Source organism: Pseudoalteromonas sp. APC 3893, assembly GCF_030408095.1.
GTDB lineage: Bacteria > Pseudomonadota > Gammaproteobacteria > Enterobacterales > Alteromonadaceae > Pseudoalteromonas.
This window is the reverse complement of the sequence record NZ_JASDCD010000005.1, coordinates 81,576-98,210: the sequence shown is the minus strand read 5'-3', so window position 1 is coordinate 98,210 and position 16,635 is coordinate 81,576. Positions and strand designations below refer to the sequence as shown.

The following is a 16,635-nucleotide window of genomic DNA, read 5'->3' as shown; positions in this document are numbered from 1 at the left end:
GTAATATTACTTTTATTACAGTCTAGTCAGGATATTTGAAAATATGTAGTGTTAGTTGCCATTTCATGGCTGCTAAGCGTAAAAATAAGGTCGTTAGCATTGCTAAAACCATAGCAACTTCTGTCATTACATTAAATGAGATGCTTTGCGTATACACAAATCCACCAGCAATGCAGGTGATAGCGTACAGCTCGCCTTTTAAAAGCATCGGAATATTACCTGCTAATACATCGCGGATCATCCCACCAAAGCAGCCTGTGATTATTCCCATAATAATCGCAGTCGTAGCAGGCATGCCTGCTAATAATGCTTTTTGTGCTCCCATCACGGCAAAAAATGCTAAACCAAACGCATCTGCAACATGTAAATGATAGAGCGGAATAGACTTTTGCTTATTGATTAATCGCGCAGTAACAAAAATAGCAGCTAAAATAGCGATAAAATAACTTTGATCATGTAACCAAAAAACCGGCACATCTAGAATTAAGTCGCGCAGAGTGCCGCCGCCAACAGCGGTAACGGTTGCGAGTACCACTACACCAAAGCCATCCATTTTTTTATCATACGCAATTAAAGTGCCCGACACCGCAAACACGGCTACGCCGATTAAATCAAACCAGTGGTAAAGTTCAGTCATGCTTGTAACTAAAAAGTGATCTATGTAATCGTTTTAACACAATCACCACACAGTTTTAAGTCATCTTGGTAATTAATCTGTTTTTGCTGCTAATTCTATAAACTCTAGGCTTTGTGTCATGATATTGTCAGCTATAGTGCCATCAGAGAAAATTGACTCTTTATCAGCAGCAGTGTCTGGGTTTTCTACCAACTTTTGATAGTCACTTTCAAGTTCTGCCCATAAGCTTCGCTGCTGTGCATTAAGTAACACTTTTTGCTTGCGCGCTTTTCCGGCTTCAGAGTAGGCCTCTTGTGCTTTAAAAAAAGCATCTGAAGCATCATCTTTAGTGCCTTTAGTTGCAGTTGCAAATAAGTCGTTGCTAAAATCAGTGACATCTTGCTGCATTGAATCAACCGTTTCACAACCTGTGATACTTAGTAGAGAAAAAACTAATAACAATTTATACATTGTATAGCTCCTTAAAAGTAAAACGGAGCCGTAAGGCTCCGTTATATAGTAACTACTGCTTTAACATACTACCCATTACACTAATATAAAGCTCAGGGTCTTCTTTATCTGGATGGTTATCTGGGGCTTCAAAGCCAAACACTGATACAGCAAAACCTTCGTCTTCATTAATAATCGCCTCTGGTGAAATTATGACTCCATAAGCAGAATCACCTTCTAGCTCTAATGGGCTATAAAGCTTAAGCTGGCCAAGCTCAATTGACCATTCAACCACTCGAAGTTCGCCATTAATTTCAAAGCGCGCATCGTCTGTCATAATATCGACTACTAAATCAACTTGGCCGGTACCGTCATCTGTAAGATAGCGAAGTATATGCTGGCCTAAAACGTCTGCTTCAGTAAACAGCAGTTCATTACTACTTACCTCTGTTACACGTTGCATCACGCCAAAATCGTCGCCATCATGCCAGATAATCTTGTTACCACTTGGTTGCACAACAAAGTATGGGTCTTGGTCTGCTAAGCTGTCTAGTTGATTTATATAGTAATCAACTGTCACAGCTAAAGTACTTGGGTCACCACTTTCATCGCTTTCAACTGTATACATACTACCAGTAATACCTGGCTCATACCCACTCTCATGATCTAGCTCAATAAAGGTGCCATCTTCTTTGAATACCACCAAGAAAAAGTCATCATCAGCAATTGAACCATCAAAGTAAGCACCCACTAACGGATTACTTGAATCATAAATTCGAGTTAAAACAAAGTTCCCTTCACCGTTAATATTCAGGGTTAAGGTATCGCCTTCAACACTTGCCAATATAGTTTCATCTTCATCTAAGCCAAATGAACCATTAGTATCTTCGGTTAAGGTGACAACGAACTCACCAGTTTCTTCATTCCAAGTAAAGTCACCAATCTCAAAGCCGGGAAATGCATCATCCACATCAGCATCAGCTTCGCTTTGAACATGCACCCATTTACCATCACGAATTACAACCACTACATCTGGCTCATCAGCAATCTGCCATGCGCCATCAAGAGGATGGGTGGTCTCAGGGCGCTCTTGTGTAATATTATCTGCTGCCATTGCCTCATCGAAGTACCAACGCTGTTCGTCAGCTTCATTGCAAGCCCCTCCTTGAGCATAAATACATACAGTGATGAAATTACGCTCAAAATCAATCACTTCAACCTGCATATCGGCAAATAATAGTTTACCGGATACTAAGCTATAGCTATTACTCGTCGCACTTCCTAAGTAACTAAATGTAATTTGGTACTCACTTTGCTCTGTTTCGTCATTATAATTGGTGGCTATTTTAACTGTTTCAACACCTTGCTTTTTCGGCGTATAAAGCTCTATATAACTAACGTTTGTTGGATACCCATCAGCATCAAAGCCAGGATTTTCTTGGATCCAATAGGGCGCAAAACGTGTAACACCATAATTATCCGATACTGCAAAGTTACGTAAATGTGATGAATAATCATCAACACGCTCTGAACCATCCGTGTTGAAGAAGCGATACTTACGGTAAGTAAAGTACTGCTCATTACTGCTTGCTAGCAACCGCTGTGAAAATTCACTGTATACTTGGCATTCTTCATCTTCAGGGCAGATCGGCTGAATGCCATTATTAGTAAAGTAGTTGTAGCGAAGAAAATCACCTTCTGAACTTACCTGCCATGAACGATAATTCTGATTAAGGTTAAAGTTCATCAAACCATCATCATAGACATCGTAGTGTAAGTCTGTTTGTGGTGAGTTATACCCGAGGAAAATAGTCCATTTGCCAAGTAATTCATCGGTTGTAAATGCCAAATTATTATCTTTAATCAGCAAGCCTGTTGAAGTGCGTGTCGCATTATCTGATTTTGCATTGAGTGATGCTGTAAATTGATAACCAACTTTAACATCTTTTATTAACCATATTTCATAATCAAAAGGCACTGTTTCTACCGAACTAGTTATCACTAAACGATTACCGTCCACCAACCAGGTAATATCCACAGGATCTTTATCATTATCTTTTAATGTGCCTGTCCCTCCAGCGCTTAAATCAAAAGAAACTGCATTACTAAAGCCATAAAAATCACTTCCGCCATCCATTAACCAAGTACCTATAAGGTCACCAGCAGCAACTGTTATAGTTTTCTGTTTATCTATTAAGCTGAAGTTAGAAGTGGACTCACTTGTGTTTGAAACCTCTTGAGTTTCAGTCCAGCGATCTTCATATTTACTGTAAAGCTCAACAGTTCTGTTCGCGTCATTTTCAAGCAAAATAGTCATGCCTAAGTCAACAAGGTAATTACAATTCTCTTGTTGCTCATCGTTATGTACTTGGTATGAGCAGTTAACAGCAGCCGGTTCATCAAGCGTGATCATTACTTCTTGCTCATTTTGTTGCCAAGTGAAACTCGCATCAACATTGATAAAACTTACATAACCTTTGCCTTCACTTTGAAAAGCTAATTGCCCTACGTTGGCGCGATAATATTGTGGCATCATCAAGATATAATCACCCGTAACGTCACTGACGGTCGTATCAACTAGTTCATCATCTTCCTTAATGGTTTCTTTGGTAGCTTCAATAAGGTCAGGATCTTGGCTTTCTACTGTATTAATGAAATTATCTATGTCATCAGCATTTGAAATCAAATCCAGGGTCGACTCAACCCCTTCAGGCAGTTCATAATTATCTTCATCGACAATAATTTTAATTAACGCCGCTAATAAAAGCTTTTCATCAGCATCAACAGCTAATAAAGCGTTATCAAGTGCCTGTTCGTCTGCTATCTCGCCATTATCTCGTTTAATAAGTGCAAACTCTGATGTGCTTACGTTAGTAATGTTTACGCCAAAGTTTTCCTCTTTGGTTAGTTCGCCATCTTCGCCAGCTTGGTTCATTAGCGTAGCAACCGATTTTAGCTGCGAAATAAACTCCACCTCAGGGTTTATTGCGGTATTTCCTAACGCAACTAAGCGTACAAGCTTATTCGCAAATGAGTCATCTACCTCAATTTCAACACTGTATTTACCATCGCCATCAGCAGTAACGTCAAAAGTTTCATCGCCTACCAGCACTGCAACATTTGATTCTTTAATGGGCTCATCTGTCACAATACCGGTAATAGTTACTGTAAGTACCTTACGCTTTAATTCAATTGTCACTTGAGCTGATGTTGTTGCACCTTCGTTATCGGTTACAATCACCTCAAGCACTAACTGTGCATCATCTTCAAGTTCAGGAGCAGTAAAACTAATATTTGCGGTGTCACTGCCTGTCAATATGACGTCTGGCCCTGACACATGTTGCCAAGCGTAGCTAGAAATGCTGCCATCGCTATCACTTGCAGTAGCTGAAATTGCTAACTCATTTCCCTCTGTTACTTCTGTCTCACCAGAAATGCTGACTGTAGGGCTATTATTATTCGACACAGGTGGTGTAGTGTTGTCATCTCCATCACCGCCGCCGCCACAACCAGCAAGGTGTAAGGAACTAATTAGTAGTGCTGAAGCTCCTAGGCTTTTAATTTTATTTGAAGAACTCATTTTATTATCCTTATTTACCTACAATTCAAATCAAGCGCTTACTAAGACGAGCATCAGTGCGCGCTTGATAAATTAGGTGAATTTATTGATAAACGGGGGAGTAAATTTTCAACGGCACATAAGATACTGAGCTAAGCGATCCTAAAATGAGGAAGTCAGACATCCATATAACGTAACAATTTACTCCATTTCGTGTATCGGTAGATGTGCGTGTTTAAACGCAAATTAGCTGCATTAATGGTAGATGAATACGCTATAAAACAACGTGTTAATTTACGCCTAAAATGAACTCTTATCCGACAAAAACTAAAATTTCAATAACTTAAAGCGAATATTTATCATTGTGAGGGATTGTGATTTTACTGCCTATACAAAATAGAGAACGACAGGAATAAACAAAAATAGCAGAGGCTGGCCTACTCTCCAGCCTCCACCGAAGGAGAAAACTCAAAACAACTCGCTAACTTAGCAAGACGAAAAAACTAAGTATTGCAAAAATAAGCAACCTATATCTAAACAGCATAAGGGAAGACTATAAAAAAGCAGCTCTCATTTACGACCAAATTGTTCTCATATACGACAAAACATTGATATTCAATCAATTAGAAACCTGAAACTCTTTTGCTGTCATACCAAACTTAGCTTTAAATGATTTTGAGAAGTGAGAACGAGACGTAAACCCTACATCATCTATAACTAAATTAATTTGTCGTCCCTGCTTTAATAACTCAGCCGCTTTGCTCAACCTGTAATCACGGATATATTCTGTTGGTGATATGTTTATTAGCACTTTTAATTTCCGCTGAAATTGTCGCTCACTTAAAGCCAGCTCTTTAGCACAGCGCGGCACAGTTAATTGCGTATCTTGGTAATGGTTTGCTAGGAATTCATTCAAATCTGATAATAGCTGCGCATCTTTTGGATCATGATTGGGCCGGTTAGCAACAATTGTCGGCAACTTATTATAGTTGTTGATTCCTTGATGATAGGTTTTTAGCCAGGCTATCCAATTGTCTACTTTGACTAATAACTCAGCACGGTCAAAAGGTTTTGTAATAACATCAAGGGCGTAATGGTTTAGTCCTTTTAACTTACTTTCATGGTCACCTTTTGCTGTTAAGATAATCGCAGGGATATGACAAGTAACCCGCGATTCATGCAATGCTTTTAATAACTCAAACCCATCCATTTTGGGCATCATTAAATCGGTTATCAATAAATCGGGCACATGTTTTAACATAAGCTTCATGGCTGCATCACCATTTTCAGCGGTTAAAACATTATATTTTTGCAATAACTCCGTTTTCAGATAATGGCGTAATTCATCATTATCTTCCACAATAATCACGGTTGCAGCATGTTTGTTTTTCACCGTATGAGTGAGAACCACTTGTTTATTACTTTCAACTTTTACCCGTTTTTGTACAGTAATTAACTTAAACTTAATTGTAAACTGCGTGCCTTCACGTAACTTACTTTTTAAATCGATTTGCCCTTGGTATTTATCAACAAGCCTTTTTACAATTGATAAACCTACCCCGCTGCCTTCAATATTGACATTTCCTGTAGCGCGATAAAATAAATCATAAACCTTATCAAGTTCGACTTCAGCTATGCCTCGACCTGTATCGATAAATTCGATAACTGCCTGTTCATGATTTGCGAAAACCTTAAACTCAATTTTCCCTGTTTTTGTATATTTAAAAGCATTACTCAATAAGTTATTAAAAATAGTAATTAATCCCTCACGGCTCGCGTCGATATATAGGGCTTCTTCAATATGATAATCAAATTGTAAGTTTTGCTTGCCTAGTACTTTAAATTGCTCAGCCACTTCTCGCGCGATAACTGATAGAGAAAGTTGTTTGACTTCATCATCTCCACTTTCATCAAACCGCGTTAAAGTTAATAATTTATCGACTAACCCTTCTAAGCGCTTTGCATTTCGTAAAATTAAGTTCAGATCTTCACGTTTTTGCAACTCCCTCTCATTAGCTAATAATGCTTGAGTTGGTGCAACAAGTAAGCTTAACGGGGTTCTTAACTCATGTGATGCATGGGTAAAAAAGCGCACTTTATTTTCGAGGGTATTGCTCAAGGCAACAGCCTGCTTCTCTATGAGGCTTTTTTGTGTTGCTATTTCTTGAGTTCGCAACGTAACAAAGCGCTCTAACTCGTGCTTTTGACTGCGTAAACGACGTGTCCATAAAGTACTACACAACCAGATAAAACCAATCAATAAGATAAAATATAAACCATATGAAATTGGTGTTTGCCACCAAGGGGTTATCACGTGAAAGTTTATGACTAGAGGAGTTATGGCTTTTGCGCCAGCATTAGACGTTGCCTCAACGACTAACTTGTATTTCCCCGCAGGTAAGTTGGTATATTCAATTGCAATATTACTACCTGCTGCGGATCGCCATTGTTGCTCAAAGCCCGTTAAGCGATAACGAAACCTATTTTCTTTGGGCTCTTGATAATGCAGATAATTAACCCCTAGCGAAACCCTATTTACAGAGAACGGGATAGTTAAATGACGGCTTTTATCAACCTCATAATGCATACCTAACTCACTACCAATACTATTGCGTAACGGCTGATCATCAAAACTTAATTGCGTAAGTGCTAGCTTTGCGGATAACTGTTTTGTTGTTTGTGTACCAGGCGTAAAAACAGTGAGTCCTTGGGTACCACCAAATATTATTTTACCTTGACTGGTTTTGTAATATGCGCCCGCATTAAATTCATTCCCTTGTAAGCCGTCTTTAGCTTGAAAGTGTTCCATATTAAGTGTTTTGGTGTTCACTTTTACTAGACCATTATTAGTGCTTAGCCAAACATATTGCCCTTGCGATATTAGTCCATACACCACCTGATTTGGCAGTCCTTCCTCAATACCTAAGTGAATTATTCTACTGGATTTCGCTTTTATAATATTCACACCATTAGAAGTAGCAAGCCACATATCACTATTTTCAAGCAATAAAAATGCGCGTACCGTATTATGGCTGAGGCCTTCACCCTGCGATGATTTACTAAAATGAGTAACATTTTCAGAGCGCATATTAAATTTATACGCGCCACTGCCGTCTGTAGCAATCCACAGGTTATCATCTGAGCCTTGATACAAACTGGTCACTCGAGGAGCATCGATGTATAGGGCACTGCCTTGTTGAGGCTTGGCGTAGCTAATAAAATAGTTCAATTCTCTATCAAATCGAAACAATCCCCCCCCATTGGTGCCTACCCATACTTGATTACGGTTATCGACCAACAGGCTATAAATGCTGTTTTCACTCAAGCCATGATTACCGTCATCAGCATTATACCTAATGAGTTCGCCTTGTTTGGTGATCACGTTTATGCCGTCAGCCCAAGTACCGATCCACGTATTGCCAAGCTTATCTTGCGTAATTACTTTGACAGCATTGCTCGATAAAGCCAACGGTGATGACTGTGTATCTAAATGCTGTAATCGGTTAAATTTCTCATCAAGTATGTCAATACCGCCACCCCAACTTCCATACCATAGCCGCTGCTGTGGATCCTCATGTAGTGCCCATGAATCATTACTCGATAATGGGTCTGGCTTTTTTAGCTTTGTAAAATTTAAAGATGCGGGATCTAGCTTATTGATTCCATTTGCAGTACCGAACCACATAATACCCGTTTGGTCCTTAAATACGCTGTACACTCTGTTATGAGCTAAACTATATCTGTCAAACGGGTCATGCTTTAAATGAGTAAAACGCTTTTGTGATTTATCATAAATACTCACCCCTCCACCACGAGTGGCAAACCAAACCCGCCCAGTATCATCAAACTCGATATCCCGCACTTGGTTGCTAGATATCGAGTAGGGATCATTTGGATCATGACGCCAGTTTATGTATTCATTACCAGTTAGATTAATCCTGTAAACGCCTCCTCCTTGTGTAGCTAGCCATACATTGGAGTCTACATCCTCCTTAATTGAAAAAATGCTCGGATGTACTTTATGGCTATTAAAAACGTTATGTAGGTAATTATTAACAAGCTGATTTGTTTGCAAATTATAATGGAAAAGCCCACTGCCATGAGTGCCAATCCATAAAACACTATTAATCATTGTGAGTGCATAAACTGGTTTTTTTAAATGCTCTGCAATTATTTCAATTTTTGTGGAATCACGACTTATTCGATAGACAACCCCATCAAATGTGCCAACAAATAACCAACTTTTAATTGGAAGTACTGAGGTAATACGCTTATTTTTTAAAAATGGGGCAGCAAACTCATAGTTATAAAGATTCAGTTGATTCACCCCACCATGGCGTGTACCAATAAATAATTTATTTTGATTATCTAAAGCAAGGGGATAAATATAATTATTAGTTAAAGAGTTAGTATTTTTTGCAGATGCCTTAAAAACGTCAAAACGGTTGCCATCATACCGATTAAGACCATCTTGCGTGGCAAACCACATAAAGCCAAGTTGATCTTGCTCTATATTAAATACCACACTTTGCGACAAGCCCTCTTCGATACTGTAATGCTTAAACGCCGCAAAAGCACTTTCAACCTGAAAGAAACATAGAAAACTAGCTAATACCCATAGCTTAACTTTCATCCACTACTCTTTAATCTTTTTGTTATTAGGATAAAGAATAGACGAAACCTAAAATTAACACACGTAATTAGTTGGTTGTACCTGTTAATTTTTACTAATTCACATTTTAGTTAAACGTCTTCCTTTATATAACTGTGTATAGCGTATAATCAAGGTCACGCCACGTAATAACATAAAGCTAGTCATCGCTAGCCAGAGGCCATGGTTTTGCCACCCCTCGAATAACAAGAACACCCCAAAAAAGCCAACACCCGCAGAGATAATCATGGTATTTCTCATATCTTTTGCGCGCGTTAAACCTACAAATATACCGTCAAATAAAAAACAGCTCATTGCAGCAATCGGTAATATAATTAACCAAGGAAGATACCTATTAGCAGCGGTGATAACTTCAGGAACATCTGTTAATAGTGAAATGATTTGCGAACCGAACAAAGCAAAGAAAATACTGTATGCACACGCAAATATCCCCCCCCAAAACAAACTGACCCTCACCCATAAATGAATTTTACGCGCGCTATTTTGCCCTTTAGCGTGACCCACTTTAGCCTCACTTGCGTAAGCTATGCCATCTAATGCAAAACTCACTAACATTAAAAAATTCAGCAAAACAGCATTTGCTGCAAGGGTGACCTCTCCAATGCGCGCACCGTAAAAAGTCATAAAGCTAAAGCAAAGCTGCAAGATGAGTGAGCGAATAAAAATATCACGATTCAAACTGAGTAAATCCAGCATTTTTGCAGCACTGAACCAGTTTTCGAGAAATAGAGGCACGGCCATTTTTTTTGCTAACTTAAACACCAAACAAACCGCAAATACCAGTGCTGTATAATCTGCAATAACAGATGCCCAAGCTGCGCCTGCAACTTGCCAATCTAAAAAGACCACAAAATAGACATCTAATACAATATTTGTAACATTGGTCACTAACAATAAGTAAAATGGCCCTCGCCCGTAATGCACGCCGAGCATCCACGCTAATAACACTAGGTTACACAACGCGGCTGGGGCGCTGAATATTCGAATATCAAAATAACTGTAAGCTTGCTGTAAAACCTCGCTATTTGAACCCGACAGATAGGCGATAGCTTCCTTAATAAAGGGTGATAAAGCTAATAACGAGAAAGCGACAATTAATGCCAATACTAGACTGCGTTTTAATAAACCCGCTAATAAAACTAAATCTTGCTTACCATATGCTTGCGCGACCAACCCAGTGGTACTCATGCGTAAAAAACCTGCTAGCCAAAATAATAACGAAATTACTGAGGCTCCCAATGCAATCCCAGCTAAATAATGCGCACTACCAAGGTGACCAATTACCGCAGTATCAACAATTCCTAACAATGGCACGGTTATATTTGATAGTATCATCGGACCCGCTAACAACAGCAAGCTTTGATGGTGTGCCTTATGACGTTTAAGAAATTGTTTCACTGTGTTTTTCCAATCCTATTTTGGTTATCTTTACCTGCCAAAAGTGCAGTTATTTTACAATACCATCATGTTAGCGAAACGCTACCTGCAGTAACGAGTATCAGTGCTAATGCCTTCACTGAACACCTTAGCTATTTGCAGCAACATGATTTTGAGGTAATTCCACTCAATGAGTTATTAACGGCACTGCAAGCGGGGCAAAGTTTACCAGATAAAACGGTAGCGATTACATTCGATGATGGTTATAACAATAACTATGAACAAGCAGCACCTATACTGGAGAAGTTTAATTTTCCTTATACTATTTTTGTTAACCCTAAACTTATTGATGAAGGAAAAAGCTATGTTATGGGTTGGGATAAATTAAGAGAGCTTGCTAAAAAAGGAGCACTGATCAGTAATCATAGTGCTCAGCATGATTATTTACACAAAAAATATTACGACGAAAGTGATGCTCAATGGCAAACACGTATCAAACAAGATATTTTATCGTCACAGCAACGAATAAAAGAAGAAATTGGCCATGATTACAAATACCTAGCATACCCTTATGGTGAGTTTAACAATAAACTACAAGCATTAGTAAAAGAGATTGGCTTTATCGGTATTGGTCAACACTCTGGGGCGCTTGATGCAAATGCCGATTTTACCCGCCTGCCTCGCTTTCCTGCATCCGGTTTCTACAGTAAGCTAGAAACCTTGATAACTAAATTAAACTCACGGGCTTTTTCAATCAAAGAGCTGACTTACAACGACAGCGTTACAAACCAAAACCCTCCACAAATTAGTATTACATTTAATATGGGGGATTTTCACAAAAGCCAACTGGCGTGTTATGTCTCTGGTGTTGGCCAAGCAGAACTAAACTGGATCAGTAATGACACTGTCGTTGTTAATTCTTCGAAAAAGCTTAGCCGAGGGCGTTCAAGGTTTAACTGCACTGCGCCATCTAAAAAACACAAAGGCAGTTACTATTGGTTCTCACAACCTTGGGTAATTGTTAAATAACATCTTAATATCAATTTTTTTGCGCACGCTGCAATAATTTATGTGCCACTTTATCTAGTGGCACAATATCTGTTGCAGCATTTAATTCTATAGCGGCTTTTGGCATGCCCCACACAACTGATGTTAATTCATCTTGTGCTAAGGTATATGCGCCTTGTAACTTTAACGCCAATAGTCCTTTAGCCCCATCACTTCCCATACCTGTTAATAAGGCAGCTATGGTATTTTTTGGGCATACATTAACTAGTGAATTAAATAAGGTATCGACAGCAGGCCGATGGCGATTAACTGGTGGAGATTCATCTAAAACACAAAACAAATTTCCTCCTTGTTTTATCACACTTAAGTGTTTATCGCCGGGTGCTATATACGCAGTGCCTGACGTTAATTTATCACCGTGCTCAGCTTCTTTGACATTGATCATACAGGTTCGATTCATTCGCTGAGCAAACGAATTACTAAATACTGGAGGAATATGTTGGGTAATAACAATGGGTGGGCAATTTTTTGGCATCCTTAATAACACTTCCTTGATAGCTTCAGTCCCACCAGTAGATGCACCGATAGCTACCACGGCTTTTAAATCAAACTCAGAAATACTAACAACATCCTGAGGTTTATCTTGACTCATCTTAAACGAACGTACCCGGGCAGACGCAGCAGTGCGTACTTTTTGCTGCACTAATTGAGCGTATTGGGCAAATTGCTGTGATATGTTAACTGTCGGTTTAGCAATAAAATCCACAGCCCCGAGCTCTAGAGCTTCGAGTGTAATTGGCGAGCCTTTTTTTGTGAGTGTTGAAATCATCACTACTGGCATTGGCCGCAATCTCATTAAGTTTTTTAAAAAGCTGATCCCATCCATTTTCGGCATTTCAATATCAAGTGTAATCACATCTGGGTTCAGTTGTTTAATCATTTCACGTGCTTGGTAAGGATCTTCTGCGCAACCGACAACCATTAAATCCTTGGCTTGACTCAACACTTCAGTCAGCAGGCGCCTGATCAAAGGCGAATCATCAATAACTAACACTTTGATCATAGTTCCTCCTAAAATAGTTCTATGTCTGTTTGGGAATCTTGTTTTTCGATATCATGCAGGTAACGTATTTCACGTTTTTTAAGGGCATCACTATGCATTTCTCGTAACTTTTTCACTTGTGCCTTACCTGTTTGAGGATTAAATAACACCTTTCTTGGCCAAGGTCCGCCAACATCATGCGACACAAGCTCAAGCCCTTCCTCTTGTGCATATGCGCGAGCAAAGCGAATGTTTCCTAATCCAATATCTGTTGTAGAACGAATAATTTTCCCACCACCAAACAGCTTTATTTTTAAATTTTGTCGAGACCCACCATTTTTTATCACTTCGTTTATCAAAAATTCCATAGCCCAATTACCATAACGACAATTTAAGCTGTGAGCGCCGGTAAACTCAGTTCCTTTTTCCATGGGTAACATAAAATGGTTCATACCTCCTATACCTAAACGATCATCATAAATACACGCAGCAATACACGAACCAAGTAACGTTGTAATTAATTCATCATTCTTAGATACGTAGAACTCGCCCGGTAAAACTTTAACTATCATATGCTGCTTCCCAGCATCCCAAAACCGCTTAACATGTTCAAAACCAGGTAATACAGGTTTAAAGCTTTGCTTCATGCATCACCTTTTGATAAATCGTTCTCCCTAAGTTTTTAAACTCACTATGCTCTTTCCCCATGCTTTCAGAGTGGCCTAAAAATAAATGCCCACAGGGCGCCAAAATAGTGCAATACCGCTGGAAAAGCTGATCTTTGGTTTCTTTATCAAAATAGATAACAACATTACGGCAAAAAATTACATCAAAAGACCCCTTCATTGGCCACTCTTGTAGTAGATTCAATCGCTTGAAATGTATGTGTTGTTGCAACTCAGGTTTAACTTTAAACAGTTCACCGTCTTTACTTTTTAAAAACCAGCGCTTTAAATGGTGCTGCTCAAGACCACTAACATTCGCTGCGCTATAACTTCCTAGCTGCGCTTTTTTCAGTACGTTTGAATCTAAATCTGTGGCGAGTATCTTCACATCCCAATTATTCGGGAATAACTCATGTAAAGTCATGGCTAATGTGTAAGGTTCTTCACCACTCGAACATCCAGCAGACCACACTCTTACTCGCTTTGTTTGTTTATTAGCTTGTAACAACGCAGGAACAATGTGCGACTTTAAATATTCAAAATGGTGAGCTTCTCGAAAAAAAGATGTTAGATTTGTAGTAATCGCATTTATAAAATCACTAAATTCTTGCTCTTTATGAGCGTCTAAATAATCTAGATACTGTTTGAAGTTGGCTAACCGCAGAGTACGAATACGCCTTGCAAGACGAGAATAAACCATTTCGCGCTTGTGCTCTCCAAGTACGATGCCACATGCGCCATAAACCAGTGATGCAATTTTTTTAAAATCATTATCCGTTAGTAAAAACTCTTTCATTGCGCGCACTCGAAATGCCAAAAATGTTAAAACAAATCGGCAACTCAAAACCTATGGAGCTGCCCTTAAGCTTTAGCTAAAACTCTTCCCATTCATCGGAAGAGTCAGCAAAATCGTTGCCGCGAGGAGCGCTGCGAATATTTTGACTAGCTCGTGTTGGTGTTTTTGCGGTTGGCGTTGACTCAATTAAATCGGGCATCTCTTGCTGACTGAGTGAGAAAAAGTTCAGCAGCCTACGCATATCATTCGCCTGCTCCGACATAGATTCACCAGCAGCAGACGCTTGCTCAACTAACGCGGCATTTTGCTGAGTCATCTCATCCATTTGCGAAATAGCTTTATTTACCTGTTCGATTCCTGCACTTTGCTCTTCAGAGGCTTCTGTGATGTCAGAAATCATCTCTGTAACCTTTTGCACTGAACTGACAATATCTTGCAACGTTGCACCCGACTCATTAACCAGTAAAGTGCCATCTTCCACTTTACCAACACTATCCCTGATTAACTCTTTAATTTCTTTTGCCGCACCAGCCGAGCGCTGAGCAAGATTACGTACTTCACCGGCAACCACGGCAAAGCCACGTCCCTGTTCTCCTGCTCGTGCTGCTTCAACCGCGGCATTAAGAGCCAGTAGATTGGTTTGAAATGCAATTTCATCTATCACACTTATTATGTCAGCAATCTTCTTACTTGATTCATTAATGGCTGACATACTCACAACGGCTCTGTTTACAACTTCGCCACCTTGCATCGCTTTGTCACGAGTCTCCGCTGCCAAACCGTTCGCTACCTTAGCATTATCGGCATTTTGCCTAACCGTGCTGGTCATTTCTTCCATGCTTGAGGCTGTTTCCTCTAATGAAGATGCTTGCTCTTCTGTTCGTTGACTTAAATCTGCGTTACCTTGTGAGATCTCCTCTGCACCACTGGCAACCATAGTCGCCGAAGAGTTAATCCGATTAATCACTTCTGTGAGTTTATCTGCTGTTGCATTAGCGTCTGTTTTTAGTTTATCAAATGAGCCTTGGTATTCTTTCTCAATCCGAATAGATAAGTCACCATTAGCCATAGCATCCAGCATAATTCCAGTGTCAGTTACTGCATCATCAACAATACTGACTAAACTATTTAAGCCTTTCGCTAGGCGAAGATAAAAGCCCTCTTTGCCAGCTTCATTTACACGCGTTTTCAGCTCACCTTTACCTGCAGCACTAACTAAATCAGCCATTTCTTTTTCAATAGCGACTTCATCGGTGCGATCTTCCCACTCAACAACTGTACCAATGCGCTCTTTTTCAGGTGTGAATATTGGGTTAGCAACAAGACCAAAAGTTCGCCCACCTACATTAATTTCTGTACTGTATATATTCGTTAATTTACTTAATAAATGTTGCTGGTGTGCAGGGTTTTTATGAAATACATCAATATTTTGCCCTAACAACTTACTGCTATTAAAATTAGGCAAATCTTTACGAATATCAGCTTCAGCTGCCGTCATCATATTTAGTACCGATTCATTCATATAAATAATGTCATTATCTGCATTTGCAATCATTGTATTCGTTGCAACACGATCCAATGCTCGACGTACTCGCAGGTTTTCTTCAGCTTCTCGCTTTTCTTCTTCTGCTTTATTAACACTATCAGTAATGTCTTGCCACTCAACAATTGTGCCTAAACGTTCACCGTCACGACTCAGCCAAGGTGTTGCGATTAAACTAAAAATAAGACCTGCCAAACGTAATGTTGCTTTATAAGGGTCATTTAAACTCGCTAATAACTGACGCTGATGCGCCGGTTGCTTATGAAAATCATCAACGCAGGTGCCTATTAAGTTTTCAACAGCAAAGCTAGGTAGTACTGTTTGAAGTTGGCTCTCACGTGCTTGCAGCATTTGCTTAACTTGCTCGTTAACGAAAATTATTTTTAAGTCGTTATCAGCAATCATCACATTTGCTTGGCACACTTCAAGAGCATTTGCGAGATTAGCAATACGTATTGCTTCTTCCGTTGCCGATTTTTGCTCACTAATATCGGTGGCAAATTTCACAACTTTTATAACCTGACCTTGTGAATCAATAACAGGGTTATACGTTGCTTGAATCCATATTTTTTTGCCATTATTTCCAATGCGCTTAAATTCATTAGAAATGAATTCACCTCCTTTTAAGCGCTGCCAAAATTGCTGATATTCACTACTAGCCACTTCATCCGGTTCGACAAACATAGAATGATGTTGGCCTTGAATATCTGCCAAGCCATAGTCCACAACATTTAAAAAATTACTATTTGCTGTAAGAATTCTTCCACTTGGCTCAAACTCAATAACAGCTAACGATTTATTCAACGCAGTTAGAACTAAATCACTCTGTGATTTGCTCCGTTGAGAATTACTAAACCACCCCATGTCCATCACCTTTTATATAAGTTTTTATTAGCTCGATTAACAG

At 39.3% G+C, this 16,635-nt stretch carries 10 protein-coding genes; 1 reads left to right on the top strand and 9 read right to left on the bottom strand.

All coding sequences use genetic code 11. From position 1 onward, the window contains the following. Nucleotides 1-22: 22 nt before the first annotated feature. The 5 genes from QMA12_RS08995 to dinF form a co-directional block, all read right to left on the bottom strand. Nucleotides 23-637 (bottom strand): trimeric intracellular cation channel family protein, encoded by a 615-nt coding sequence (locus QMA12_RS08995; protein ID WP_087532573.1) that lies wholly within the window; start codon nt 635-637, stop codon nt 23-25. 72 nt (nt 638-709) lie between these two features. Continuing rightward, nucleotides 710-1,087 carry a hypothetical protein gene (locus QMA12_RS08990; protein WP_290209770.1) on the bottom strand — a complete coding sequence of 126 codons (378 nt, stop codon included), beginning with the start codon at nt 1,085-1,087 and terminating at the stop codon, nt 710-712. A 52-nt stretch (nt 1,088-1,139) separates the two neighbouring features. After that, nucleotides 1,140-4,646: a hypothetical protein gene (locus QMA12_RS08985; protein WP_290209771.1), complete on the bottom strand. Its 3,507-nt coding sequence runs from the start codon at nt 4,644-4,646 to the stop codon at nt 1,140-1,142. Between the two features lie 598 nt (nt 4,647-5,244). Continuing rightward, complete coding sequence (locus tag QMA12_RS08980; protein ID WP_290209772.1) at nt 5,245-9,258, bottom strand: two-component regulator propeller domain-containing protein; 4,014 nt, start codon at nt 9,256-9,258, stop codon at nt 5,245-5,247. A gap of 99 nt (nt 9,259-9,357) precedes the next feature. Further along, on the bottom strand, nt 9,358-10,695 hold the full coding sequence (dinF, locus tag QMA12_RS08975) for an MATE family efflux transporter DinF (RefSeq protein ID WP_290209773.1): 1,338 nt from the start codon (nt 10,693-10,695) through the stop codon (nt 9,358-9,360). Here dinF and QMA12_RS08970 point away from each other — a divergent pair. Continuing rightward, nucleotides 10,672-11,703: a polysaccharide deacetylase family protein gene (locus QMA12_RS08970; protein WP_290209774.1), complete on the top strand. Its 1,032-nt coding sequence runs from the start codon at nt 10,672-10,674 to the stop codon at nt 11,701-11,703. The two genes, dinF and QMA12_RS08970, sit on opposite strands and share 24 nt — an antisense overlap. Nucleotides 11,704-11,713: 10 nt before the next feature. On the opposite strand, the gene QMA12_RS08965 is transcribed toward QMA12_RS08970, so the two are convergent. From QMA12_RS08965 to QMA12_RS08950, 4 genes are all read right to left on the bottom strand, one after another. Continuing rightward, nucleotides 11,714-12,745, bottom strand: a complete 1,032-nt coding sequence (locus tag QMA12_RS08965) for a chemotaxis response regulator protein-glutamate methylesterase (RefSeq protein ID WP_087532578.1) — start codon at nt 12,743-12,745, stop codon at nt 11,714-11,716. Between the two features lie 8 nt (nt 12,746-12,753). Then, nucleotides 12,754-13,371: a chemoreceptor glutamine deamidase CheD gene (cheD, locus tag QMA12_RS08960; RefSeq protein WP_290209776.1), complete on the bottom strand. Its 618-nt coding sequence runs from the start codon at nt 13,369-13,371 to the stop codon at nt 12,754-12,756. Further along, complete coding sequence (locus tag QMA12_RS08955) at nt 13,355-14,185, bottom strand: protein-glutamate O-methyltransferase CheR (RefSeq protein WP_087532637.1); 831 nt, start codon at nt 14,183-14,185, stop codon at nt 13,355-13,357. The genes cheD and QMA12_RS08955 overlap by 17 nt, the downstream gene beginning before the upstream one ends. Before the next feature lie 76 nt (nt 14,186-14,261). Further along, a complete protein-coding gene (locus QMA12_RS08950; RefSeq protein ID WP_290209777.1) occupies nt 14,262-16,592 on the bottom strand; it encodes a methyl-accepting chemotaxis protein in 2,331 nt (776 codons plus the stop codon). Nucleotides 16,593-16,635 lie beyond the last annotated feature (43 nt).